Source organism: Thermogemmata fonticola, assembly GCF_013694095.1.
GTDB classification, from domain to species: Bacteria; Planctomycetota; Planctomycetia; order Gemmatales; family Gemmataceae; genus Thermogemmata; species Thermogemmata fonticola.
In genome coordinates, this window is sequence record NZ_JACEFB010000003.1 from 329,586 (window position 1) to 352,489 (window position 22,904).

A 22,904-nucleotide genomic window follows, 5' to 3' on the forward strand; every position below is an offset into this window, starting at 1 on the left:
CCATCCCTTCTTGAAAAAACATGCCACATGTTTGTCCCTCGCACCACTGAAAAATCGGCAAACTCACTCTGTTTGATCAAATCCAGCCCCAAGAGTTGCCGATAGTGACAACAGACCGACCCACACGAAGCGGTGGAGAGACGCAGGATGGGTCAAAGAGGCGTCATGAGACTGCTTCTTCCGCTGCTCGCCACCGGCTGCAATATCGCGCACGAAGCGATCCGTAACTTCCATCACGAACCCCGCCTCCTGGGGACGCAGTGGATCATCACCCAGCGTTTACAGCAACAGGCGCGCGAAGCCTGGAAGAGTATCCGGGGGGAGTTTCCGGACTGTGCCCCGGAGTTCCGTGAGGGCTTCCTCGACGGCTATGTGGATTACTTGGACCGCGGCGGACCGGCCCATCTTCCCGCAGTGCCGCCCAGTAAATACACGCGCCATCCCCGCTATTTCACTCCCGAAGGGCATGCCCGCTTGCAGCAGTATTTTTTGGGCTTTCAGCTTGGACAGCAGCAAGCCATTGCAAGCGGCCAGCGCCGCTACCTGACGGTTCCTGTCCTCCTCCCATCGCCCCCGCCAGAGCCGCCGCCATTCCGCTTGGCTCAGCCTTCGGCCTCCAGCAACACTCCTCCGCCTTCAAACGATTCGCTCCCCCCGGAACAACCATCGTCCAGCGAAGGGTCAGCCGCAAGTAGGGATTCGCCCCCCTCCCTACCGCCTTCCAGGGAAGAAACTGGCTTTCCCCTCCCCCGCCCAACGCCGGTGGAACTTCTCCCACGACCCGGAGGGCGACCATGACGCCGCTCTCCCGCCATTTCCTGAGTCTGCTCCTGCTTGTAGCCGCTGCTCTGACGACCGGCTGCGCCGCTCTGACAAACCCTGTCGCTGATGGCATCCCCGTACGCCGGCTGCCAGAGGAGATTCTGGGACGGCCCAAAAGCGATTACCGCCCCATTCCCCTCACTCTGCTCCGTATCAATACCCCCAAAGAATACCGCCTGGACAAAGGGGACGTTCTCGCTATTGTCGCCGATGAAATCCTAACCAAAGCAGACCAACCGATTCCGGTTCAATTCACCCCTAGCGGCGATAGACCCGCCGTCCAAGGCCTGCCCGTTCCGGTTCAGGAGGATGGCACCATCCAACTCCCCCAATTGGACCCGATTGTGGTCAAGGGGATGACTCTCAAGGAAGCCCGTGAGGCCATCCTCAAACAGATTGTCGAGGAGAAGAAAATTCTCCAGCCAGGCAAGGGCCGCGTGTCGGTGGAGTTGTTGCAGCCCCGGCGGTATCGCGTGCTGGTCGTACGGGAAGATGCTCAACCCATTCAACCGCAATTTGCTGCCGCTGGACCTATTGCCGCCGTGATTGGCGGTACCAAGCGCGGCGCCGCCTTCTCGCTCCTCCTGGAACCGGGGCGCAACGACCTACTGCAAGCCCTCACCCTGACAGGCGGACCTCCCGGCCTGGAGGCCAAAAACGAGATCATCATCCGTCGTGGCACCTATGATCCGGACCAACCGGCCAAAGGGTTCGTCCGCATCCCTCTGCGTCTGCCCCCCGACCAACCCATTCCCTTTACCGAAGAGGACATCATTCTCAACGATGGCGACACGGTGTACATCGAGGCCCGCGATACCGAGGTTTATTACGTAGCTGGTCTAGCAGGAGCGACCCAAGTCCCCTTACCGCGGGATTACGACCTGCGAGTCATCGAGGCCCTGGCGCAAGTCCGCGCTCCCCTCATCAACGGCAGCTTCAGCCAGAACGCCTTCGTGGCACAGGCCGTCCAAGCAGGTATCGGCAACCCCAATCCCAGCCTGGTCACCGTCATTCGGCGGCTTCCCAACGGACAGCAAATCCGCATCCGCGTGGACTTGAACGAAGCTTATCGCGATAGCCGCGAAAATATCCTCATCCAACCCGGCGACCTCATCGTTCTGCAGGAACGTCCCAGCGAAGCCTTGGTCCGTTACCTCACCCAAACCCTACGCCTGAGTACCACCTGGGAACTGATTCGCAGTCCCCGATTCACCCAAATTGGCGTGTCTAACAACCCCTAGTGCCGCCTCGTCCCTCTACGACTTGCCTCACCCTATCTTCCTCCCACTTGGGCAGCTAGAAGCAATCAATAGGACTTGGGCGGCATACCTTTTACCGATTTGCCCAACCGATCTGTGGTGCCTGCTTGTCTAACCTGTTATGCCACTATCCTCCTGGATTAACGTCCTACACAACCTTCCTTACAGAACGACACAGGGGCGGAGATTTTCACCCACACGTTTGCCAACTCCCAAAAGTTTCCCATCCTGGTCCAGCACCGCCCATTCCTGATCGTCTTGGCTCCCCGAATGGGAGGCCATCCGATCTCCCCGCCAGGATATACTCTGGCCGTGGCAGAAAAGTCGAGCCTCGGTAGGAGCTAACGTCAGGGCGGGAAGGTGGGACACTGCCAGCCTTACTGGCAATAGCGGCGGAGGTTCCCGATACTGTTGCAAAGGGGTAGCTTGCGCCAGGGTCAAATCCCCCACGCGCAACCGCCGCAAAGCCTCTACGTATCCTCCGCAACCGAGTTTCTCCCCCACATCCCTGGCCAAGGCACGAATATATGTCCCCCGGCTACAATCCACTTCTACATCGACATAAGGCCAGTGATAGTCCAGCAAACGGATCGCGCGAATATGGACCAAGCGAGGAGCCAGGACAGGAGCAGCTCCCTGGCGTGCCAACTCGTAAGCCCTTTGTCCCTGGACTTTTAGGGCGGAAAAGGCAGGGGGGCGCTGCCAGATGTCACCGATAAATTCCTGAAGTACATCCCGAACCTGCTCCCGCGTGGGCTGGGGAGTTCCCGCGCGTGGCGTAATCACCCCCTGAGCATCGTCTGTATCGCTCACCGCACCCAAGCGAAACCGAGCCTGATACGTCTTCTCCATCTGCTGGACATAGTCGGCCAAGCGCGTGGCTCTCCCTACACACAACACCAGCAGGCCCGTCGCCAAGGGGTCCAACGTACCCGTGTGGCCGATCTTGACACGAGAGGGGAACCACTGCTGGACCTGATTGACCACCGCACGGGAGGTCACCCCTTCCGGCTTGTCAATCACTAACAGCCCGGCGATTGCCTGGGTCATGGGATATGGGAATGCTAGATGACCGGACGGCATCGTCCTTGACCGCCACCAATCATGCCGCACCGAAGCATGCGGTCCTGCAATTCAGTTGTAGGGAATCTCGATCCGGCACCAGCCTAAGTCCAGAAAGGTCGATTTGTTTCCCTGATTGACAAACACGTCCGGGTGGAGGGTATAGACCACATACCGTCCATTCTTGCTGCCTTTCACCAGGCCGGCCTGACTCAGGACACCGAGATGGTGGGAAACATTGACAATCTCGATGTTCAACTCTTTGGCCAATTGGCTCACGTTTTTGGAGCCTGTGCGCAGGGATTCGATGATGCGAATGCGGTTCGGCTCTGCTAGGGCCTGAAGCTTTTCCGCGCACTCTTTTGCCGTTTTGGGATCGGTCATGGCTGCTGTCTCCTTGTTCGTTCTCGGATTCGCTTTCCGCACCGACCCGAAGGCGGTTGGCCTTCGCCGAAATCGGCCGATCGAAGTCGGGCGGTGTTTTCATCACCACGTTCTTCCCACTATCATTATTACGATAACTGTTCCGTGATGACAAGCACGGTTGCGATGCTAAATTTCAGGACATCGCCGCAGGGCCTTCATGGCCCGCACAGTTTGCAACATCTATGGGAATAACCTGAGAGCAAAAGGCGCAGAACAGCGGAGGGGGCAAACCGAGGAGAGTCACGAGGCAGCAGGCCAAGAAGCGTTCGTACGTCCACACCAGGGAGCGCCACATGGGGGGCCATCCCCTTGGCAGTTCGTCGCCGCAGGCGCCGCAGATCGGCCGGCGGTTGGCAGCCCGATCAACCGCTCCAGGCTCGGACTTTGGCATTGGGGGCATGTCGTTGGCTCGTGAGCCATCGATGGAACCAGTTGCTCAAACGTATGTTGGCACTGACGGCAGGTATACTCGTACAGCGGCATAGCTGCTACCTCCTTCGTCAACCCAACCGGCTTTTGCTTTAGCGACGGCGTTTTTTATATAATTCGCTCGCCTGGAAGAGGATGGCACGTTCCTCCGCCGTCAGACTCGCCTGGCCGTACTGGGAAACTTTCGCCAACACTCGGTCCACCTCGGCCTCGAAATCGACTGTCGAAGAGGACGACGCGGTTGATGGCGCGGCCTCTTCCCCGGAGCCACCCTCCATCACCACGCTGTCGCTGTCGGGCGGAGTGGTCACACGCAACACAGGCCGAACGGAAGAACTTGCGCGCCGCTTCTTCTCCGGCCACCACCGCCCTGTCAAATGCCAATTGTAACGATAGTAGAGCCAGCCGAAACCCGCACCCACGAGGTCGATGGCCGCCGCTGTCTGCCAACCGTTCCCCACCATGATCAGCAGGTCCAAACCCACGTAGAGCACCGCGATGCTCCACACCGGCAGGGGAAGCACAAAAAACAAGAGCACCTGCTGCCGGGGAAAATGACAAGCAAAGAGCACCAGGGTCGCCGCCACCGCTGCATTGGCACCAACGGCTGGCTCCCCAGCGAGCACACCCGCCCCATATAGCCCCGTCGCCACGGCATACCCCAGCACGCCTGCCAGCACATAGTACACCCCATACTCCACTTCACCGTGGATGGCCGACAGGCGGCTCCCCGCCCAATACACCAAAAGCATGTTGGCGAACAGATGCCAAATCGAATGATGCAGCACAAGCGGGGTCACCAAACGCCAAACTTCCCCGGCTACCACCCGTCGAGGATGGTAAGCCCCCCATCCCAGCAGCGGATTGTTCCGGACATCGCCCACATGCTGCAACAGAAACACCACACTCGTGAGGACAATAATCCACACCGCCACGCCCCATCCGCGCCACGTCTGCCCCCAGCGCCCGTGCCGATCTTCGGAATAGTAGTCCCGGTCCATGATCCCCATACCCGTTCTCCTCCACCGGCCTGCTTGGCTGTGTTCAGCATAGCAAACCGCCCGGCCACCTCAAATGCTTCCTCCTGGCTGTTCCTTCGTAGAGCAACCCGTAATTGAGATCGAGGCAGCGCCGCCCTCCCTTGCCAGTGCACTCCTGCCTGACTTTTCTTCACCCTCTTCGCTGCATTCATAGATGTCACACGGATCATCGCTTCATCCCTCCGATGTCGTAACTCACTGGCTACCGTTTCCGTCCATCCCTCCGCGGAATGGAACTTTCACCCGCCAGCCGACCCTATCGCTCGATTAGGAAAGGTCTCGCCCCCACCTTTCCTTCCCCCATCGTCTCCGCGCCCACTTCACACCGATGGTCGAATCGAGCGCCACGGTCTACTGATAGGGTGATCAGTTACTATAAATATGTCCCACAAAATCGGAGTTGTCAACCAAAAAACCAAAAATTTTTTCCTCGGGGCGACTTGGAGATTCCTCAAGGGCCTAAACTTGCCGATTGCTAGACGTTCTGGCCGAGGACGAAATTCTCCGCCTGCCGCTTTTGCTTTTCTTCCCGTTCGGTTTGGTCCAGTTTACCCGCCAAAAACACCGCGGCCCCGGATGGCTCGCCACCACCCGAGGCCGGAGCGGCCCAAAGCCACCTTCCGCTACCCGGCGGAGAGAGATAGCCTCTCGGTTCCCATCACTCCTATCTGACCACGATTCTCATCACTCCTATCTGACCACGATCACACGGGAGAGGACCTGCAGGCCGTTGCCCAAGCGGGCCACCAGGCGGTAGCGCCCCGGCTGGGACAGCACCAGGTCGCCGAACGTCGCCAGGCCGTGAATGCTCGTCCGCTTGACCAGTGTCCCGCTCAGCCCGCTGCCCGCCCGCAAACTCAAACGGATCGCCACATTAGACACGGGCCACGGATCACCATGCTGATCCAACAACATCACCTGGACTCGGAAACGCTGACCCATCCTTACTCTCAGTGGAGGCTCGAGACGAAAAGTGATTGAAGGTGCTATTCTCCATAACTCTCGACCACTATTTCCATTATCTCCGACAAAATATAATGTTCCTCCAGCATTGGTCAAATATCGAGGATAGGAGCAGCCGCTGGGATTAATATCTGCTACCAGAACAGTACCTGTTATAGTTCCATCACTACGCCATAGCTCTCGTCCATTCACACCGTCATCTGCACTGAAATACAATATACCATCGACATTCGTCAAATATCGGGGGTGCGAACCAACAGGTCCTAGAGTGATGTCTTGAACCAAATAGGTTCCACTTATCGTGCCGTCGCTCCGCCACAACTCCCGCCCCGCAATACCATCGTTGGCCACGAAAAATATCGCACCATCCACATAGGTTATATAGGATGGATTGGAGCTGCCTATACTTGGATTGATATCTTTGACTAAGACAGTTCCGTTATCGGTGCCATCGCTTTTCCACAATTCTATACCATCGGTCCCATTATTGGCACTAAAAAACAATATCCCATTGGCGTTTACCAAGTACGAGGGGTTGGAGCTTCCAGCGGGATGGATATCCTTGACCATGGAAGTGCCTGCTTCTGTGCCGTCGCTCCGCCATAACTCCCGACCATATAGAGGATGAAAGGCGCTGAAAAACAGCGTACCTTCCACATTCGTCAAATTCCGAGGATAGGAGTTACCAGTCGGATGGATATCCTTGACCACGGAGGTGCCTGCTTCTGTGCCGTCGCTCCGCCATAACTCCCCACCTAGGACTCCATCGTCCGCTGCGAAAAACAACGTCCCATTCACATTGACCAAGTACCGGGGATCGGAACTGCCTAAATATCCTTCACGAGAAGGGTATTGGCCTCTGTTCCGTCACTCATCCACAGTTCTCGACCATTCGTTCCATCATTGGCTGTGAAAAACAAGATTCCGCCGACATTGACCAGCCAACGAGGATGAGAGCTATCACCGCTGTGGATATCCTTGACAAGGTTCGCTGTCGTGCCATCGAGCTTCCATAACTCCCGGCCATGGCTGCCATCGTCTGCAGTAAAAAACAGAGTACCGTTGACGTTCGTCAAATAGCGGGGATTGGAGCTGCCAATGGGGTTGATATCCGCCACGCGCCAGGTACCTGCTGCGGTTCCGTCTGTCCGCCACAGCTCCCGGTCGCCACTGGCATCCGTGGCCGCGAAGTACACGACGCCGTTGACCTCGGTGAAATAGGCCGGATAGGATGCTCCCGAACCGGTGGCAATGTCCTGGATCATCTTCACCCCGACCACCGACGGCGTGGTGCGATCCTCCAGAGCCTCCACCTGCAAGGCTGGAGAGCGGCGAATAGTGCGAGCAGAACCCGTCGAGAACAAGCGGCGTACCTACGAGCGAAGCAGATACTTCATGGGGGATTTCCTCAAGGGCTAGGGGGCTTCACAATATATAAATTATCGTTAGATTTATTCAAGATTATATCTGTGAGTTTTTGAGTGGTCAAGATAAAATATTTCGATCGTAATCTCCAATCTTTGACATTTCCTTAGTGGAGTTGGAAACGGCGCGGAATCGTTCCGCAAGATTGGGTGAAGTGGGAGAAAATGGTATGAGGTTGCAGGGTCAGCGCCGCTTGCTGGCCGGAAAGAAGAGGTGCGTATCTCGACGGATCGTTCAGATTGCCAACTAACAAATAAGCTCCGGATGGCTCGCCACCACCCAAAGGACCGCAGCGCCCAGGACCGCGGCCACTTCGACAGCTCCCTTCTCCCGGCATTCCCTTCCAGCAAATAGGCTGAACACCAGAGTTGATTCATTTGACATCCTAACCCTTTCGACTCCGGCGTGGCGGCTGCCTTCGCTTACCACATCGTGTCGTGCGAATGTCCGTGTGCAAACTACGGCCCCAGAGAAAAGCGTTCGAACGACCGGGTAGGGGCTGGAGAGGAATGGCGGGTTAGCGGATGTCGAGTTCCAGTTTGGCCAGGATGGGGTTGCGGCGGTCGCCGCGCTGGCGGTAGTCCTCCAGCAGGGTCTCCAGGTTCGGGACGAGCCGCTGTGGACGATACCCCAGGGGGGAGTTGCCGTTGATCGTGATGCGGACCGGCTTGTTCCAGTCGATGAGATCGCGGGTGAAGTGCAGGGCCAGCCGTTGGATGCCGAGGGTGCGTAACGTCACCAGGTTGTCACCGAGGATGTCGCCCTGGACGGTGGCCGGGACGATGAGTCGTCCGGGGGCCAGGTTATCGATGAGGCGGCGGGGTTCGATCTGTTCGGCTCCGAGCCAGTAGAAGCGGTTGTCGCTGGCGCGCATGGTGGTCCAGGGGGGGCGGGCAATAGGTCCGAGGGCCAGAGTGGCGGTGCCGCTGACGCGCCGCTTGCGCTGGAGCCAGTCGAAGAGAGTGGGGATTTCGACGGGATAAAGTTCCAGTCCGCGGCCTTTGTAAACATGGAGGAGGGCCGGGAAGCCGCGAGGCATCCACTTCTCAAACAGCCGGCGGGTGTTTTGCAGGGAGTCGCCGGAGAGTTCCCCCGTGACGATGTAACAGGGGAGCTTCTGAGCGTTGGTCCAGTATTCCGAGAGGAAGTTGGCCCATTTGGGGCGCGGGGAGAAGGCGGCGAGAGCAGCGAAGAGGTCAGGATGGGATAAGCCCACGTCCAAAGCCATATTGGCACCTTCCGCATAACCGAGAAGGTAAACCCGATCGTTATCCACGCAGAAATGGCGGATGGCGTCGCGGAGGACATCGAGGACGTAGGCGTGGTCGTCCCCTTGCCAGCGCCAGCCGGAGTCGAAGGCGTTGGTCCAGTCCGGAGCCAGGAGGATGTAGCCGTAGCGGTCCGCTTCGCGGGCCACACTGGCCAGAGCTTCGGCCGCAGGGATGGTCGTATGGGTCAAAACGATGAGCACGGGCCAGGGGCGGCCGTGGTGATACTCCGGCGGCAGACGCAGCAAGTAGGGAATCCCCCGCGGGTTGTCCGGGGTGGAAGGGGTGATCCGGCGGTAGATACCGCTGGGCAAGCCTGCTCCCGCAGAAAGCGGTTCCCCGGAGCGGAAGAGGAGGTGTTCCGGCTCGGCGGGAGGCAGCAGCATGATGATCTGCGCGATTTCTTCTGGGGGAAGCGGCTGGCTCTGGCTGTAGCGGGCGAGCAGTTCGCGTCGGCTGTTGAGATCGGGGCTGCGCTGGTAGTCGAGCACCAGCAGCCGAGCTTGCCAGAGGCGCAGGGCCGTTTGAGGATTGGGAGTGGCGCCATTGCGGCCTTTGATCCAGCCACTGACGGCTGCCGCCAAAAGCTCCTGGGGTTTGTGCGTGGGGTCGCGGCCTTGCTGGAGTTCCCGCTGGGTCTGCGCGAAGAGTGTCAGGAAGGTGTCAATGCGCTCGACGAGGTCCGGATGCAGCTCGGCATAGACGGCTTCCCCCGCTTGCACCAAGAGGGCGTCGCTGGGGGAGAGGGCCTTGCGGGGCCAGAAGAGCAGGGCTGGTCCCCCCGCCACGGCATGGCAGCCGCGCGCCTGATCCAAACCGGTGAAGGCGTCGAGGAGACGGCGGAGGGCGGCGCGGGCTTGCTGATACCGTTCCCGCAAGGTTTTACCCTGGGCCAAGATGGCCGTGAACCGCTCGATTTGGGCCGGTTGGGCTTTGTCCGCGGGGAAGGCGGAGCCGAGTTCCTGCAGATAGTTGTACCGGGCGGCTGCCAGGGCCGCTTCGGCCTCCTTGAGCACCAGGTCGGCCATCGCGGTATTGGCGTCACGCACCAGAGTGTCGAAGGCTTCCTTGTCCTCAGCCGGCACTCCCTGAGGGAAGGCCTTGCGGATGGCTTCGATATCCTCCAGGGCGATCGCTAGCCAGCCGGCCTCCAGCATGAAGCGGGCTAGTGCAATCCGCTTGCTCGCCTCCGGTTGCCCTTCCTTTTCCGCTAGTTCCGGGTGCATCAACAGAAGCTTGCGAACCACTTGGGGGTCCCATTCGCTGGTGCGGTAGGCTACGCGCCAGGTATGCGTGGACGAGACGATGTAGATGAAATGCGGGTCCATGTAGGTGATCTGCTGATCGATGTGCTCGAAACTGATGGGGGTGCTGACTTTGATCCGGCGGCGCCACTGAGCGTTGAATTCCGGCGCCTCCAGCAACTTCATCCCCGCCGGCAGGGGAAAGGACGAAACCCGGCCGACAAACTCCTGCCGGTACGCCCGATATTTGGGGCGCAACTTCGCCTGCGGTGCCACGGCGCCTTTCTGCCGCACGTGCTCGCTGAAGACCACGACCTTTGGCCCTTCATCGACCAGATCGAAGCCAGTGTCCTTGACGATCGGCACGATCCGCCCACTGGCCTTGTCCACCACCGTCGTGATTTCCTTGCGCGCCGACCCTTGCAGGATGAACCCATCCCGGAGAATCACGACCTCTTCCCCATCCTGGCTCCACACAGGCAAGAAACCTGCCAGCAGCAGCAGGCCGACCGCTCCCCCCCAAAGCCGCCTCTTCGGATGCCGCACAAGATGTTTAGCCATGGGCCTGTCCTCAATAGGGATCAATCCTTGAACCACGTCGCTGGAATAGCTTCCTCGCTGCCACCCGGCTGTCCAGCCATCACGCATCGGTAATCCAGGGAAACGGGAATCCGTCCTTCCCTGCCCGGCCAGGATGCCTTCATTGTTTCCGGTTTGCCGGGGCGGATCAAGCCGGCCCGTTTCTCCCCAGGGCCAGCCAAGCCGGCTTGGACACCCCGCCAGAAAGCCGCCCAGTCCTCGCCATCGCTTCTGGGGTATCGCTTCTGAGTTCCCGGATCGCTTCTAGGGTATCGCTTCTGAGTTCCCGGCATCTTCCCTCGACACTCCCTGCAAGCGTCAGCTATATTGATAAACGAACCAGAGCGAGAGTTATTAGCGGCTTCAGTGAAGGGATCCGACAGGCAGGGCGATTCCGCACCAACACTGCCGCTCGAAGCGACCAAGAGGGGCGCGGGAACAGCGCCGGTCTCGAAGCTGAAGATCCAGAGGGGTTTTACTCCATCGAATCGGAAAGAAAGAAGCGCCCCAACTCCGGGGAGCATGCTCAACCGGGGAGCATGTTCAATGTGCACGAATCCAGAGAGTCCAGTGGGCGGGAAGGAGGATCGCTGCGGATTCCCGGAAGGTGCGGGCTGTTGCCCGTCCGTCCTACGATCTGAGAGCGAGCACCGTTGAGTCCAAGGAACGAGACGCAATGCCGATTCAGTTCCGTTGTTCTCACTGCCGGGCGCGCCTGTCGATCACCCGGCGGAAAGCAGGCATGATGACGACCTGTCCGCGCTGCGGGCAGGAAGTGCGCGTGCCGGAGGTGGACAGCAACCCCACGGCGCGCTTGGCCGAACGTTCTTCTCCAGAAGCCGCTTCCTCCCCAGCGTTGCAAGCCCGTCCGGTGGAAGGTGGCACACCTCCGCCCCTCCCTCCCCTTTCCACAGGAGGGAGCAGCCAAGCGCCGCTGCAGCCTCCACCGCTGGACCTGTCGCCGCTGCCTCCCCCGCTGCAACCTCCCCCGCTGCCGTCGTCGGTTCCAGCCGCTGGTATCGCTTCCGTCTCCCTACCACCGCCTCTACCTGTGAGTCCTTTGGCTGGTGCAGTCCCTCCGGCACCGGCCATTCCCCCTCCACTGCCGTCCAAGGTCGTGGTCCCCCCGCCCGCAGGAACTGGGATAGCTCCAGCAGGGGGACACAAGGCACCGCCCCCCGTTTCCCCACCTTCGCCGCGCGACAGTAAACCTGCGGTCCGATCGGCGGAGAAAGCGGCCAAGCCCCGCTCCGCCCGACCCGCGCCCGCTGACAATGAACCGCCCCTGTTTGAGCGGGACATCGATTCTCTCTTGGGACCAATTCAGGACATGCAGCCGTCCCGCAAGCAACGCTCCCAAGCCGCAACCGGCGTAGATGCCACGATGATCCTGGACCACCGCGGGCCGCCCAGCGAATACGTCCAGCGGCTGACCTCGATTGTGGTCATTGCCTTCACTCTCGTGGTGCTAGCATTCCTAGCAGGCCTGTTTATTGCTATCCGCTGAGAGGCAGCGGTTGAGGGCCTGCCGCTGCTCTCCGTCCCCTATTCGCCCGCGTGGGCGATCCTTCTTGTCTGCCCTGCTCGCCTCGGCGACTCATCGGAGACGGGGTGACATGGGGTTCCGACCGAACTCCGGCTTGGGAATGCCAGCCGAAGCCGAACTTGGAGCGCGCTTTGGGAATACCAATTTGGGAAAGTCCATGCAGGGGGACGCACCGCTGGGGTTAGTGTCTCCGCATGATCGGGGGGAGGTTGGAACAGTTCAGGGTGAAGAGGGCGGGCGGCGCTGTTCCTCGGCGTAGCTGGGGCGGATGTAGAGCGGCTCCAGAGCGAACAGCTCACTGCGGGAAAGGTCGGGCATGCGGGAACCGGCAGCGTACAAGCCCTGGAGGGTGGGATGGTGGGTTTCCGGCGGGGTCAGGGCCAGTTCCGGCCAGTGTTCCGCGGCTTGCAGGGCACCGGGACCACTGACAAAGGCCTCCGCCGCCACGTGGCTGCGCCACTGTTCCCAGGGTAGCAAGAGCAACTCGGTTTGTGCTTCCCACCCGTGGTCTGAACGCTGGAACAACTGGGCATAAGCGTGGCCGCGCAAGGCATCGGCGACCACCCAGAGGGGCGTGCAGCGGGGCGGCGCTTGTTCCGCCACAGCCGCGAAGGTGGGGACTGCCCGCAGAGCACAACCCGTAGCGTAGGCGAAAGTCTTGGCGGACATCACCCCCACCCGCAGACCTGTGAAACTGCCCGGACCCAAACTCACCATGACACCTGCGCACGCTGCGGGGGCGATCCCGGCTTGTTGCAAAAGCTCCACCACCGCCGGGGTCAGGTCCCGTGCATGCCGCCGGGAGGGGTCCAGAAGGCGGCTCAGGATAACTTCTCCCCTGCGAGCCAGGCCGACCTGACCTGTACGCCCGGAAGTCTCGATCAGCAGCCATGGATCGCTCGTTCCTGAGTTTGACCCGCCGTTCGAAACCACCTCTGGCATCGTGGCCGAGGAATCAACAGGATCGAACATAGGCGATAGCTCCCGGCGCTGTGTACAATCCTCAGCAGGCAAGCAGCAGGCCATGCGGCGGGTCAAGCCATCGGCCCCGGCAACCGCCCTGCTTCCCCTCGGTTCATCCCGCCATGCGAAAGCCCAAAGCCCATAATGCCGGAAGGGTTCCCCCAGGAGCGCCGGTCATCCATGAGTGAAGGCACACGCTTGTACATTGACGGCGCGGCGCGGGGTAATCCCGGTCCTGCGGCTTACGCTGTGATTTTACAGCGTCCCGGCCAGCCTCCCCTGACCCAGGCTGCCCCCATCGGGACCGCTACCAACAACGTCGCGGAATACACGGCCTTACTGGAAGGGTTGCGCCTGGCCGCGGCACACAAGGTTCCCTGCCTGGAAGTCATCAGCGATAGCGAACTGTTAGTCAAGCAAATGCAGGGGCACTACCGCGTTCGCCATCCCGAGTTGCAACGGCTGTATCAGGCGGTGCACGAGCTGCTCCCGCACTTCCAGCAGGTCACCTTCACGCACGTCCGGCGAGACCAGAACGCCGAGGCCGACCGGTTGGCCAATGCCGCTCTCGATGGCCGGCTTTCTGCCGCCGGGTCGGAACCGCCAAGTTCCAATGCTGCCGCCGCATCTTCCCAAGCCGCTTCGCCACAGGACCGACCTCGGCCTCCTGCCGCGGACTCCGCGCCCTCCGATGGCCCAGCACGCCTGCCCCTGCCCTCCGCCGCCTACCACGACATCCATGCCATCCTCCACTCGGCAGCCCAGACCTGGGCAGCCCAGGGACTGCCCGCCCTGCCGGTGGACCAGGTTTGGGAACAGATTCAATCGGTTCTGGAAGAGCATCGCTTGTTGCATCGACCGCGCCGTTCCCAGCAACAATAGCAATACCGGAACGGACACACCTGATGCTTGGACCGCCTTCGGAACACAAAACCGGGAAGCTTCTTGGACCACCTTCGGGACACAAAATCGGGAAACACGATGTCATAGGCATCCGAAGGGGAGCACGCTTTCCGAAGGGGAATGTGCTTTCCGTTGATAGAAAACCACGCTGAGGAGGAGTAGCCCCATGAAGCGAAAGCTGCGCGCCAGTCTGCTTACCATTCTGATGCTGATGCTTGGCTCCGGAACCAGCGGGTGGGAGCTAACTGCCCAGGAGAAGAAGCCGGTCCAGAAGAAGAGCAGTGACCCTGCGAGTTGGCGGCCCGATGCCGCAACCCTGGCACGCATCCGCGAGCAGACCGATCTCCTGCGGCAGGCGGTGGAGCAGTTGCAGCGCCGGGGCGTGGCCGAGGAGGTCTGGATCGAAGTGGCCATCTATCTGAAGGCGGCGGAGAACATCGTCCGCTGGGAGGAATGGCTGCACACCAATAGCGTCCGCTGGACGCTGCAAACTCTGGAAGAAGGTCTGGAACGGGCGCGGCAAGCTCAGGACGGCCAGGCGCCGTGGCGGAATACTTCCGGCCGCTGGACGGTGCGCGCGTACCGCTCCCGCATCGATGGCTCCCTCCAACCCTACGCCGTGCTCCTGCCGAAGGATTACGGTCAACCGGGGCGGGGACCCTGGCGGCTGGATATTGTCTTGCATGGCCGCGACGCCAGCCTGACGGAGGCCAAATTCCTGGCCAACCACAGCCCGAAAACTCCCGTGGCCGCCCCGCCGGACTTCATCCAACTGGAAGTGTATGGCCGAGGAAATAACGCCTACCGCTGGGCTGGAGAAACGGACGTCTTCGAGGCGTGGGAGGCGTTCCAGCGCTGGGCAGGACCGCAGTGCGACCCGAAGCAGGTAGTGCTCCGCGGCTTTTCCATGGGCGGAGCGGGCACCTGGCACATCGGCCTGCATCATCCCTGCCGCTTTCGTGTGCTCGGACCTGGCGCGGGGTTCACGACCACGCATGGCTACGTTCCGCGCTTGCCCGACCCCTTGCCGGATTATCAGGAAAAATGCCTGCGCATCTATGATGCCGTGCGCTACGCCGAGAATGCCTATCTGGTTCCCATCGTCACTTACAGTGGGGAAAAGGACCCGCAGAAGGCCGCCGCTGACACCATCATCGAAGCGCTGCGGGATTTCCCGCTGCCCCTGCGCTTGACCCATCTCGTGGCTCCCGGCTTGCAGCATCAGATGCCGCCGGAGTGGCAAGCGAAAGCCCAAGCCGAGTACCGCCGCTACCTCCAGCAGCCCGAAGTAGCTACCGGCGAACATCTCCGCTTCGTCACCTGGACCACCCGCTACCACCGCTGCGCCGGTCTGGAAATCCTCGCCTTGCAGCAGCATTACGAAAAGGCCGTGGTCGATCTTCGCTATGGACCGCAGGAAGTCACCCTTCAGACGCAGAACGTCCGGCGATTGCGGTTCACGCCGCCTGCGGACAAAGTTCCCCAGCGGGTCATTCTCGACGGCGTCTCGCTCCGCTGGCCCCAGGGACAAGCCGCCATTCTGTGCGAACGCACCCATGGACGCTGGCAGCCAGTGGCGGAAGCCGCCCTGGCCGATCGCCTCCAACGCGCCCCGGAGAAAACACCCGGCCTCCAAGGCCCCATCGACGACGCTTTCCGGGAACCCTTCCGGGTCGTCGGACCGCTGCAAGAGGATGGCTGGCCCACCGCGGCCTTGCAACGCTTCGCTGCACTCTGGGAGCGCTACTTCCGCGGCGAACTCCCCCGCCTCCCGCCCGAACGCTATGATCCCCAACAGCACGATGCCCATCTGGTCCTCTTCGGCACGCCCTGGTCCAACCCCCTGATCGCCCGCCTGCTCCCGCACCTGCCCATCATCTGGACTGAACGGGACCTCATCGTCAATGGCGTGCGCTACGATGCGGCCACGCACCTGCCTGTGTTGATCTATCCTCATCCGCTGCGCTCCCAGCGCTACGTGGTGATCAACAGCGGGCACACCTTTGGGGAAGCCGACCTGCGCGGCACCAACGCCTTGCTCTATCCGCGCCTAGGAGATTGGGCCGTTCTTCGCCTGCCCGCCGCTCATGCGGGGGACAGCCAGAAACTGCTGGAACAGGCGGTGCCCGTGGCCGCCGGCCTCTTCGACGAATCCTGGCAGTTCCCCGGACCTATCGCTCCCTCCGCCCGGCTGGAAAAACTTTGGAGCGAGGGGAGCTTCACCGAAGGACCCGCCGAAGGCCCCGACGGCTGCATCTACTTCTCGGACATCGGCAACCGCATCATGAAGTACGACCCCCGCACTGGGAAAACCACGGTGTTCCGCGATCCCAGCGGCCGGTCCAATGGCCTGAAATTCGACGCTCAGGGCCGCCTCATCGCTTGCGAAGGGGCCAACACCGGCGGAGGACGCCGCCTGAGCATCACCGAAAAAGACGGCACCATTCGGACCCTGGCGGACAAATACCAGGGCAAGCGTTTCAACTCCCCCAATGACCTGACACTGGACCGTCAGGGACGCATCTACTTCTCCGATCCACGCTATGTCGGTGAGGAACCGCGCGAGCTGGATCACGAATCCGTCTACCGTGTGGACCCCGATGGCACGGTTACGCGCGTGACTCAGGACACGGTCAAGCCGAATGGCCTGGTCCTGTCACCGGACGGGAAGACGCTGTACGTGGCGGAGCATTCCGACAAGCCGGACGGCCCGCGCCTGCTCCTGGCCTACCCCGTTCGGCCCGACGGCACCCTGGGACCCCGCCGTGTGCTCTACGACTTCGGGCGGGAGCGCGGCATCGACGGGATGACCGTCACACCGGAAGGCATCCTCCTCGCCGCCGCCGGAGCCGGAGACAAGGGAGGAATCTACTTCTTCAGCCCCGACGGGAAGAAACTCGCCTTCCTGCCCACCCCCGAAACCCCAAGCAATTGCTGCCTCGCCGGACCGGACAAACGCACCCTCTACATCACCGCCGGCAAAAGCCTCTACCGCATCCGCTTGGCGGAGCCTGAACACAAACGCTGAGGGTCCAAGCGTTGAGGGCGGCGGATTGTCACCATCAACTCGGCGGAGTCAAAACCGGGCAGCACCGGTTCCTATCAGCGCCGCGGCTTGCTTCCTGCCGGCTCGTATTGCCGGAGGAGTTCCTCCACTGAGCGGACCAACTCCGGCTCGCGCCGCCGCACCTCCCGGAGAAAATCCTGGACCTCCGGACCGGGAGCGCTGAGGGCATAGCGGACGATGGCCCGGCGAACGATAGGGGCCTGATGCGTCGGGGCGTCGAAGTGCCGCAAGATGTCCGCTGTCAAGTCCCACCAGCCCCAGCGCCGCAGGTCCTCCACCGCCTGATCGGCCAGGTCCCCTTGCCGTAGGAGCAGGGCATAACAGCGCAGGAGGTCCGCCCGGTGATCCCGCCGCAGACCGGCACTTTCCCGTTTCGGTCCCGGTTCCGGAGCCGAAAGAACCGGAGGACGGAACGCTTGAAAAAAGCGGAGAGTCTCCAACACAGCCCAGCGCTGCGAAAACGGGCGTTGCGGATCACGCAGCACCTCGCAGGCCAGCCGCCACCCCAGGGAAGGGTCCAGCAGAATCAAACCGGTCAGAAGGCCGCTGCCCACGCTGCTGTCACTGGACAAGGCGGAACTGCCGGGCGAAGGCGATCCCGCTGCCCCCCCCAACGACGACCATTGCTGCCACAACTCCCGCAACACGTCGGCATCCTGGGGAACCTGCCCACACAAGCCCAGAAGGTAGGCCAACATGCCTTGGGCTTCCGGAGCAAGCCGGGGGTGCCGGAGCAACTGCCGGAGCCGCGCCACCGGAAAGGCCCCGTGGGCAGCCGCCCGATACAACTCCGCATCGCTAATGCGCCCCAGCTCGGCCAGTGCGTCTGCCGCCACCGCCGCCTCGGCATGATCCAAGTGCCGGAAAAAGTAGGCGCATCGTGCCACCGTGTCCTGTTCCGGCAACTGCAACACCCCTTTCAGATAAGCGACCGCTGCCTCCGAAGCGGGGAATCCTCCGGCCAATACCCATCGCCCCCCGCGCCAATCCGCCAGCACTACGTAATCCCGCGGTGTGGCATTGCCAATGACCGGCAGATACACGGGCAGTAAAATCTGCCGCGGTGGCATCCGCCCCCTTTCCCCTCGAAGCACCTCGCGGATGTGGAACTCCGTGCTTCCCCCCTCGCTGCCCGGATCAAAACGCGGATTGGCTAGCGAACCGTAGAGCACCCAGGTCGCACTGGCCGCCTGTTGCCGCCACGTCGGCCGGCTGCGCAAACCCCCGCCACAAAAGGTGCACGCCCACCCCAAGGTGGCAAACATCATCAGCACCACCAAACCAGCAAACCCGCACCACCAACTCTGCCGCTCCACCCTTCTCATGGCTTGTCCTCACCGCTGGGTTATGCTCCCACCGCGGCGTGTTCCTTCCTGCTGCCGCAATTACCCAGTTCAGCATTAGCACGATGGGCTGTTTTCAGAAAAGAGCAGTTTGTGACGGGAATCCATGACCCAGGGGATTGTCGAGTTCGCAATTTCACCGAGGAATCCACATCAAAACCCTGGGCATCAGGCGCGTCCATCACCGACACCGGACCCCTTTCCTCATCTCTCAGCCTCCCACTCTTCCGCAGGGCAGCCACCCCTGATGTCTTTCACCCCTCCGAATGGCCGCGCAGCCGTATTGACCTTCTTCTCACCCCGTCCGAAGGACCGCGAGGCTTCCTAGTCCTTTCTTCTCACCCCTCCGAGGGGCCGTGACGCAGGCGGCGAGCTAGCCAGCGGAAGACGAGAGCCAAGGTGAGCAACACCCCCGCCGCCACCAACAGCCACACATACACCGGCGTCCGCCTCTCCCACACCACCCCCACCGGCTCCGGCAAACCATAATGGCTCATGTAAAAATGCTCCACCGGCAGATTCGCCCGCTGGATACGACTCGTGCGACCCTCCACCCGCAGCACCGGGGCACCCGGTATTTTGTAAGTCGTGATGGCCACCATCTCTACAGGAAATGTCAAATCACCAATCGCATGACCATAATGAAACTGGGTCACTCCCGTGGCTGTTGGGGTGGTCCGCCTCTCCTCTACCACCCGCCAATGATACTGGGGGTCCAGCCAGACCTCGTTCGTCAAATCCACCTTCCCCCCACCACCAACCTTTTGATACTTGGCACGAACCAACTGCCGCTCGTCATCCCACTCCAGGGCTAAGAGCTTGCCACCTCCGTCCACCGCTTTCAACAGCCCCTGAATTGCCTCATAGGCCTCATAATGCAATCCAGCCGTCGGTGGCATCAACCACTCATACGCCCCTTCCCGATAATCCGTCAGCATATAAGCGGACTCCTCAGAAGCCCGACCCAAAGTAAAACTGTATCGCTCATTGACACACTCCAACCGCAACAACGGACCTTCCTTGCTTCCCTCAAACACCACTGACTGTTCCAACAACACATTTCCCTCCACACGAACAAGGCGTCGCTTGACCGTCTTTTCCTGAATTGGAATAACATTTCTTTCACCCGCAACTTGCCGATATGTTAGCTCGCTCACTTCCTCGATTCTGCGAACAGTCTCCTCATAGTTCCGCATCGCCGCTCGACCCTCCGACTGAAGCCGCTCCAGCCACTGAGCCTCGACACGGTCCTGGGCAACCGCCGCCATCGAAGAGAACATTCCACTGAGGGCTACGGCAAGCATGCTTCGGCCCATCTGCCTCATGTCGGATTCCTCTCGCTGAAGAGAAATGCCTCTAGGGTACCTTCGGCTTCTTTGACGAAGGGTCCCACTGTGATGTCATCCAACAGCAAATTCAAACGGGACTGAAAACATCCCTTCACACCCAACGAAGAGCATAGACTGATTCCAGCGTACTCTTACCTTGATTTGAGAGCAACACAGCGGGGGCAAAATCTCGAGTCATTCACTCCCTATCACCGAGGACAGTAGCATTCACCCGTGGATGATACATACTCGCACCAACATGTCCGATTCCTTTTGGGATCGTAGCAACCAATCCCGCCACAAGCGGATGCTCCTCGGCCATTGTTGAGAGGGCAGGGATCCACAACCGCATCGGGGCAGCGTCTCCACCAAAAGCCGCAACGGGCTTCGCATTCTTGCAGGGTTTCCTCCGGCAAGCAGGGGCAGGGATCAGGGGGTGGTAACGGGTCCTCGGCGTAGGCGGGGCGGGTGGCCAGCGCCGCCAGGGCGACCACCAGCACCGCGATTCCCACACAAGGGTCGCCTGGTCCGCCGCTCCGTCGCCCTCCACCCCGCCGAGATGCGGCCCAGCTCCCCTGCCCTTCTCCCTCACCCCTCGGAGGGGCCGTGACACAGGCGGCGGGCTAGCCAGCGGAAGAAGACCGCCAAGGTGAGCAACACCCCCGCCGCCACCAACAGCCACACATACACCGGCGTCCGCCTCTCCCACACCACCCCCACCGGCTCCGGCAAACCAAACGCCGACAAAGTGAACTCCCACTCCGGCGGATCGTCGGATTCGCTCAGCTCCAGATGCCTGACAACCTCGAACCGGAAGGTCGCTCCCCCATCCGTCTGACCTTGGGTTATGTTCCGATGTTGCCGGAGAATAGGGTAGCCCGAAGTGTTGATGGTGTAATCAAACCAGTTACGACTTTCCTTCACACCATCTGCATAAACATAGCGACGCACTTCCTCACGAATACACCAACCCGCCTCTGGGTCCAAAACAACCCACCCATCCCGAAGCCGCCCTCCATCCGGTGGCTTCCTAGAGCCGCCCTTAGGATTGCTCGTGTGCTCAATCCGAGTGAACGTCCGACCTTCCATCGAATATGCGGGATCTACGCGAATGATACGAATCGCATCTGATCTGAGTGCATCTGGTAAGTAATCCCCTAACAATACATAATGTCCTGATGTCATCCCTTGGATAGATTCCGAAACGGTACCATCAAGTTCAGGGAGTCTTGCATCATACTGATAAACGATTTGTTCTAAAAGCCACTGATCGGTTCCTGTTCGTCGACGTAAAGAACATGAATACTGCCGATTGGTCAAGACAACTTGTTCCTCGCCTTCCGGGGATTCCTTCTTCTCTCTCCAGAGAGCAGCACCGGGGCGTTGCCGAACCTGCTTGACCACACGCCACTGGACAGGCAGGCCTCCATTTCTTCCCGGATCGACCGTGCTGAACTCATATGTAATCGTTCCCTGAAGCCGAGGAATAAATTGACGATATCGTTCCCAAGCCGTGGCTGCAGCCTCCGGTAAGCCAGGTAGGGTCAATCCTGGAGGATCAACCCCTTGGTTTGGGAGAGCCGCAGCCACAAGTAGCAAAGCCAATCGTTCCATTTCTGGTCCTCTGGTAAAGGAGAAATTTTTTCTTTTTAGGTTTTACTCACCTATCCTATGTGGATTTCACGATCTCCGTTGACACTTGCATACCTGCCCGTTTCTTTCGGACCAATATGAAAAACATTGGCATTCCACATCGCACCGTGGTACACCCGCGTCACACAATCCAACACATCTAGCTCTTGAACATGTACAGTCCTCATAACAGCTAAACTGTCGCTGGGCACAACGGGCTAAGCATTCCTCCAGGGTTTCCTCCGGCAAGCAGGGGCAGGGATCAGGGGGTGGTAACGGGTCCTCGGCGTAGGCGGGGCGGGTGGCCAGCGCCGCCAGGGCCACCACCAACACCGCGATTCCCACACAAGGGTCGTCTGGTCCGCCGCTCCGTCGCCCTCCACCCCGCCGAGATGCGACCCAGCTCCCCTGCCCTTCTCCCTCACCCCTCCGAGGGGCGGCGGCGCAGACGGCGGGCTAGCCAGCGGAAGAAGACCGCCAAGGTGAGCAACACCCCCGCCGCCACCAACAGCCACACATACACCGGCGTCCGCCTCTCCCACACCACCCCCACCGGCTCCGGCAAACCATAATGCGACAATCGAAACACATCATCCGGAATTACCTGATTGTAGGATATATCGTAAATGTACACCTCCCGGCTCCTCCCCGAACCAAACTTGGACCGCGTGGTCTGCCGCTCCACCGTCTGCCGACTCACCACCGGAAACTGACCCTGCGGCTCTCCATACTCCAGGCTCCCCACATCCACAAACTGGCTCACCTTCGTCTCCCGCTTATACTCATACCCCAGCACCCGATACGGTTCCCCCTCGTCGAAATCCACATACCCCACCTGGATACCCGCTGCCACATCCTCCGCTCCCGCTTTTGCCTTCTCCCGACCCTGACACACAAAATGAAGCCGTACCACCCCCGCCTTCGGCCGCTCCAACCGCACCGCCGTCACACTCCCATGCCCCAGCAACACTCCCAACGGCACATTCGCACACATCGTCCACGGCAACTTCTGCTGCACCTCATCCCCCTTCTCCGGCGCCTCGTGCAACTCACAATGAAACACAACATACTCTCCTGTTTGTGAGGATCGACCTAACACTGCTTGGTAATGCTTATTGATCAAAGTCAAATCATACATTTTCTGATGCTTATTCGTGTGGATATTTTCGATCGAGGTGTATTCCATCAAAATACCACCGGGAGCCAACACATACCGCACCACATCCTTGCGGGTCATCTCCAGGGGCCGATCACCGGTGGGCCGCCAAAACTCCACCTCGCACGTCTGGGTCGAAGTCTGGATTTGCTGGGACAGGGCACGCCAATGGGCCAGGACCGCCTCCCGGCACTGCGATGCCTCCGCCTCCTGCGCCGCCTGGCTCATCAGCCCTACCCATCCCACTCCCAAAGTCACCCATGCCACCGCACGCATCGCCTGACCCCCCTTCGATCCTGAGTTGGAACCACCCTGACCTGACCCGAACGCCACTTCCAACTCTCAGCTTCTGCCTGATTTGACATGAAAGGGTCGATATTAACCTGATAGCCACATTTCACCATTTCAGTTGAACCTTGTCCAGATGCAATAGCACCGCCACTGTCCTT

The 22,904-nt window shown here is 60.6% G+C and carries 18 protein-coding genes and 1 pseudogene; 5 read left to right on the forward strand and 14 right to left on the reverse strand.

Features of this window, described 5'->3' with window-relative positions; translation table 11 throughout:
* Nucleotides 1-165: 165 nt before the first annotated feature.
* Nucleotides 166-798 (forward strand): hypothetical protein, encoded by a 633-nt coding sequence (locus H0921_RS07355; protein ID WP_194537396.1) that lies wholly within the window; start codon nucleotides 166-168, stop codon nucleotides 796-798.
* Nucleotides 795-2,063 (forward strand): polysaccharide biosynthesis/export family protein, encoded by a 1,269-nt coding sequence (locus H0921_RS07360; RefSeq protein WP_194537397.1) that lies wholly within the window; start codon nucleotides 795-797, stop codon nucleotides 2,061-2,063. Before H0921_RS07355 ends, H0921_RS07360 begins: the two co-directional genes overlap by 4 nt.
* 180 nt (nucleotides 2,064-2,243) lie before the next feature.
* Here the strand turns inward: H0921_RS07360 and truB are convergent, their stop codons facing one another.
* The 8 genes and pseudogenes from truB to H0921_RS07395 form a co-directional block, all read right to left on the reverse strand.
* Complete coding sequence (gene truB, locus H0921_RS07365) at nucleotides 2,244-3,131, reverse strand: tRNA pseudouridine(55) synthase TruB (protein ID WP_194537398.1); 888 nt, start codon at nucleotides 3,129-3,131, stop codon at nucleotides 2,244-2,246.
* 84 nt (nucleotides 3,132-3,215) lie between these two features.
* Nucleotides 3,216-3,527: an ArsR/SmtB family transcription factor gene (locus H0921_RS07370; RefSeq protein ID WP_194537399.1), complete on the reverse strand. Its 312-nt coding sequence runs from the start codon at nucleotides 3,525-3,527 to the stop codon at nucleotides 3,216-3,218.
* A gap of 282 nt (nucleotides 3,528-3,809) precedes the next feature.
* Nucleotides 3,810-4,052, reverse strand: a complete 243-nt coding sequence (locus H0921_RS18505) for an FmdB family zinc ribbon protein (protein ID WP_194537400.1) — start codon at nucleotides 4,050-4,052, stop codon at nucleotides 3,810-3,812.
* 38 nt (nucleotides 4,053-4,090) lie between these two features.
* Nucleotides 4,091-5,008 carry a rhomboid family intramembrane serine protease gene (locus H0921_RS07380; protein WP_194537401.1) on the reverse strand — a complete coding sequence of 306 codons (918 nt, stop codon included), beginning with the start codon at nucleotides 5,006-5,008 and terminating at the stop codon, nucleotides 4,091-4,093.
* A 720-nt stretch (nucleotides 5,009-5,728) separates the two neighbouring features.
* Nucleotides 5,729-5,980, reverse strand: coding sequence for a hypothetical protein (locus H0921_RS17810; protein WP_228499194.1), 252 nt, complete (start codon nucleotides 5,978-5,980; stop codon nucleotides 5,729-5,731).
* 168 nt (nucleotides 5,981-6,148) lie between these two features.
* Nucleotides 6,149-6,799: pseudogene (locus H0921_RS18510) on the reverse strand (ELWxxDGT repeat protein); the annotation flags it as partial.
* 29 nt (nucleotides 6,800-6,828) lie between these two features.
* The gene (locus H0921_RS07390; RefSeq protein WP_194537403.1) at nucleotides 6,829-7,365 is read right to left on the reverse strand and encodes an ELWxxDGT repeat protein; all 537 of its coding nucleotides are present in this window, start codon (nucleotides 7,363-7,365) and stop codon (nucleotides 6,829-6,831) included.
* 578 nt (nucleotides 7,366-7,943) lie between these two features.
* Nucleotides 7,944-10,499 (reverse strand): carboxylesterase family protein, encoded by a 2,556-nt coding sequence (locus tag H0921_RS07395; RefSeq protein WP_194537404.1) that lies wholly within the window; start codon nucleotides 10,497-10,499, stop codon nucleotides 7,944-7,946.
* A gap of 760 nt (nucleotides 10,500-11,259) precedes the next feature.
* On the opposite strand from H0921_RS07395, the gene H0921_RS07400 reads away from it, so the two are divergent.
* Nucleotides 11,260-12,024: a hypothetical protein gene (locus tag H0921_RS07400; protein ID WP_194537405.1), complete on the forward strand. Its 765-nt coding sequence runs from the start codon at nucleotides 11,260-11,262 to the stop codon at nucleotides 12,022-12,024.
* 258 nt (nucleotides 12,025-12,282) lie between these two features.
* Here H0921_RS07400 and tsaB read toward each other — a convergent pair whose 3' ends face one another.
* Nucleotides 12,283-13,035 (reverse strand): tRNA (adenosine(37)-N6)-threonylcarbamoyltransferase complex dimerization subunit type 1 TsaB, encoded by a 753-nt coding sequence (gene tsaB / locus H0921_RS07405; RefSeq protein ID WP_194537406.1) that lies wholly within the window; start codon nucleotides 13,033-13,035, stop codon nucleotides 12,283-12,285.
* A 171-nt stretch (nucleotides 13,036-13,206) separates the two neighbouring features.
* On the opposite strand from tsaB, the gene H0921_RS07410 reads away from it, so the two are divergent.
* On the forward strand, nucleotides 13,207-13,908 hold the full coding sequence (locus H0921_RS07410; RefSeq protein ID WP_194537407.1) for a ribonuclease HI family protein: 702 nt from the start codon (nucleotides 13,207-13,209) through the stop codon (nucleotides 13,906-13,908).
* Nucleotides 13,909-14,095: 187 nt separating this feature from the next.
* A complete protein-coding gene (locus tag H0921_RS17815) occupies nucleotides 14,096-16,957 on the forward strand; it encodes an SMP-30/gluconolactonase/LRE family protein (RefSeq protein WP_228499162.1) in 2,862 nt (953 codons plus the stop codon).
* Between the two features lie 74 nt (nucleotides 16,958-17,031).
* Here the strand turns inward: H0921_RS17815 and H0921_RS07420 are convergent, their stop codons facing one another.
* The 5 genes from H0921_RS07420 to H0921_RS07440 form a co-directional block, all read right to left on the reverse strand.
* Nucleotides 17,032-18,321 carry a hypothetical protein gene (locus H0921_RS07420; protein WP_194537408.1) on the reverse strand — a complete coding sequence of 430 codons (1,290 nt, stop codon included), beginning with the start codon at nucleotides 18,319-18,321 and terminating at the stop codon, nucleotides 17,032-17,034.
* 356 nt (nucleotides 18,322-18,677) lie between these two features.
* Nucleotides 18,678-19,664, reverse strand: coding sequence for a hypothetical protein (locus tag H0921_RS07425; RefSeq protein WP_194537409.1), 987 nt, complete (start codon nucleotides 19,662-19,664; stop codon nucleotides 18,678-18,680).
* Between the two features lie 212 nt (nucleotides 19,665-19,876).
* On the reverse strand, nucleotides 19,877-20,179 hold the full coding sequence (locus tag H0921_RS07430; RefSeq protein ID WP_194537410.1) for a hypothetical protein: 303 nt from the start codon (nucleotides 20,177-20,179) through the stop codon (nucleotides 19,877-19,879).
* A 76-nt stretch (nucleotides 20,180-20,255) separates the two neighbouring features.
* Nucleotides 20,256-20,591: a hypothetical protein gene (locus H0921_RS07435; RefSeq protein WP_194537411.1), complete on the reverse strand. Its 336-nt coding sequence runs from the start codon at nucleotides 20,589-20,591 to the stop codon at nucleotides 20,256-20,258.
* A 1,129-nt stretch (nucleotides 20,592-21,720) separates the two neighbouring features.
* Complete coding sequence (locus tag H0921_RS07440; RefSeq protein WP_194537412.1) at nucleotides 21,721-22,731, reverse strand: hypothetical protein; 1,011 nt, start codon at nucleotides 22,729-22,731, stop codon at nucleotides 21,721-21,723.
* Between the last annotated feature and the right edge of the window lie 173 nt (nucleotides 22,732-22,904).

Bases quoted from the DNA above. Each gene is read 5' to 3' on its own strand.
- H0921_RS07355 (WP_194537396.1), top strand. From the start codon at position 166: ATGAGACTGCTTCTTCCGCTGCTCGCCACCGGCTGCAATATCGCGCAC.
- H0921_RS07360 (WP_194537397.1), top strand. From the start codon at position 795: ATGACGCCGCTCTCCCGCCATTTCCTGAGTCTGCTCCTGCTTGTAGCC.
- truB (WP_194537398.1), bottom strand. From the start codon at position 3,131: ATGACCCAGGCAATCGCCGGGCTGTTAGTGATTGACAAGCCGGAAGGG.
- H0921_RS07370 (WP_194537399.1), bottom strand. From the start codon at position 3,527: ATGACCGATCCCAAAACGGCAAAAGAGTGCGCGGAAAAGCTTCAGGCC.
- H0921_RS18505 (WP_194537400.1), bottom strand. From the start codon at position 4,052: ATGCCGCTGTACGAGTATACCTGCCGTCAGTGCCAACATACGTTTGAG.
- H0921_RS07380 (WP_194537401.1), bottom strand. From the start codon at position 5,008: ATGGGGATCATGGACCGGGACTACTATTCCGAAGATCGGCACGGGCGC.
- H0921_RS17810 (WP_228499194.1), bottom strand. From the start codon at position 5,980: ATGGGTCAGCGTTTCCGAGTCCAGGTGATGTTGTTGGATCAGCATGGT.
- H0921_RS07395 (WP_194537404.1), bottom strand. From the start codon at position 10,499: ATGGCTAAACATCTTGTGCGGCATCCGAAGAGGCGGCTTTGGGGGGGA.
- H0921_RS07400 (WP_194537405.1), top strand. From the start codon at position 11,260: ATGATGACGACCTGTCCGCGCTGCGGGCAGGAAGTGCGCGTGCCGGAG.
- tsaB (WP_194537406.1), bottom strand. From the start codon at position 13,035: ATGTTCGATCCTGTTGATTCCTCGGCCACGATGCCAGAGGTGGTTTCG.
- H0921_RS07410 (WP_194537407.1), top strand. From the start codon at position 13,207: ATGAGTGAAGGCACACGCTTGTACATTGACGGCGCGGCGCGGGGTAAT.
- H0921_RS17815 (WP_228499162.1), top strand. From the start codon at position 14,096: ATGAAGCGAAAGCTGCGCGCCAGTCTGCTTACCATTCTGATGCTGATG.
- H0921_RS07420 (WP_194537408.1), bottom strand. From the start codon at position 18,321: ATGAGAAGGGTGGAGCGGCAGAGTTGGTGGTGCGGGTTTGCTGGTTTG.
- H0921_RS07425 (WP_194537409.1), bottom strand. From the start codon at position 19,664: ATGAGGCAGATGGGCCGAAGCATGCTTGCCGTAGCCCTCAGTGGAATG.
- H0921_RS07440 (WP_194537412.1), bottom strand. From the start codon at position 22,731: ATGCGTGCGGTGGCATGGGTGACTTTGGGAGTGGGATGGGTAGGGCTG.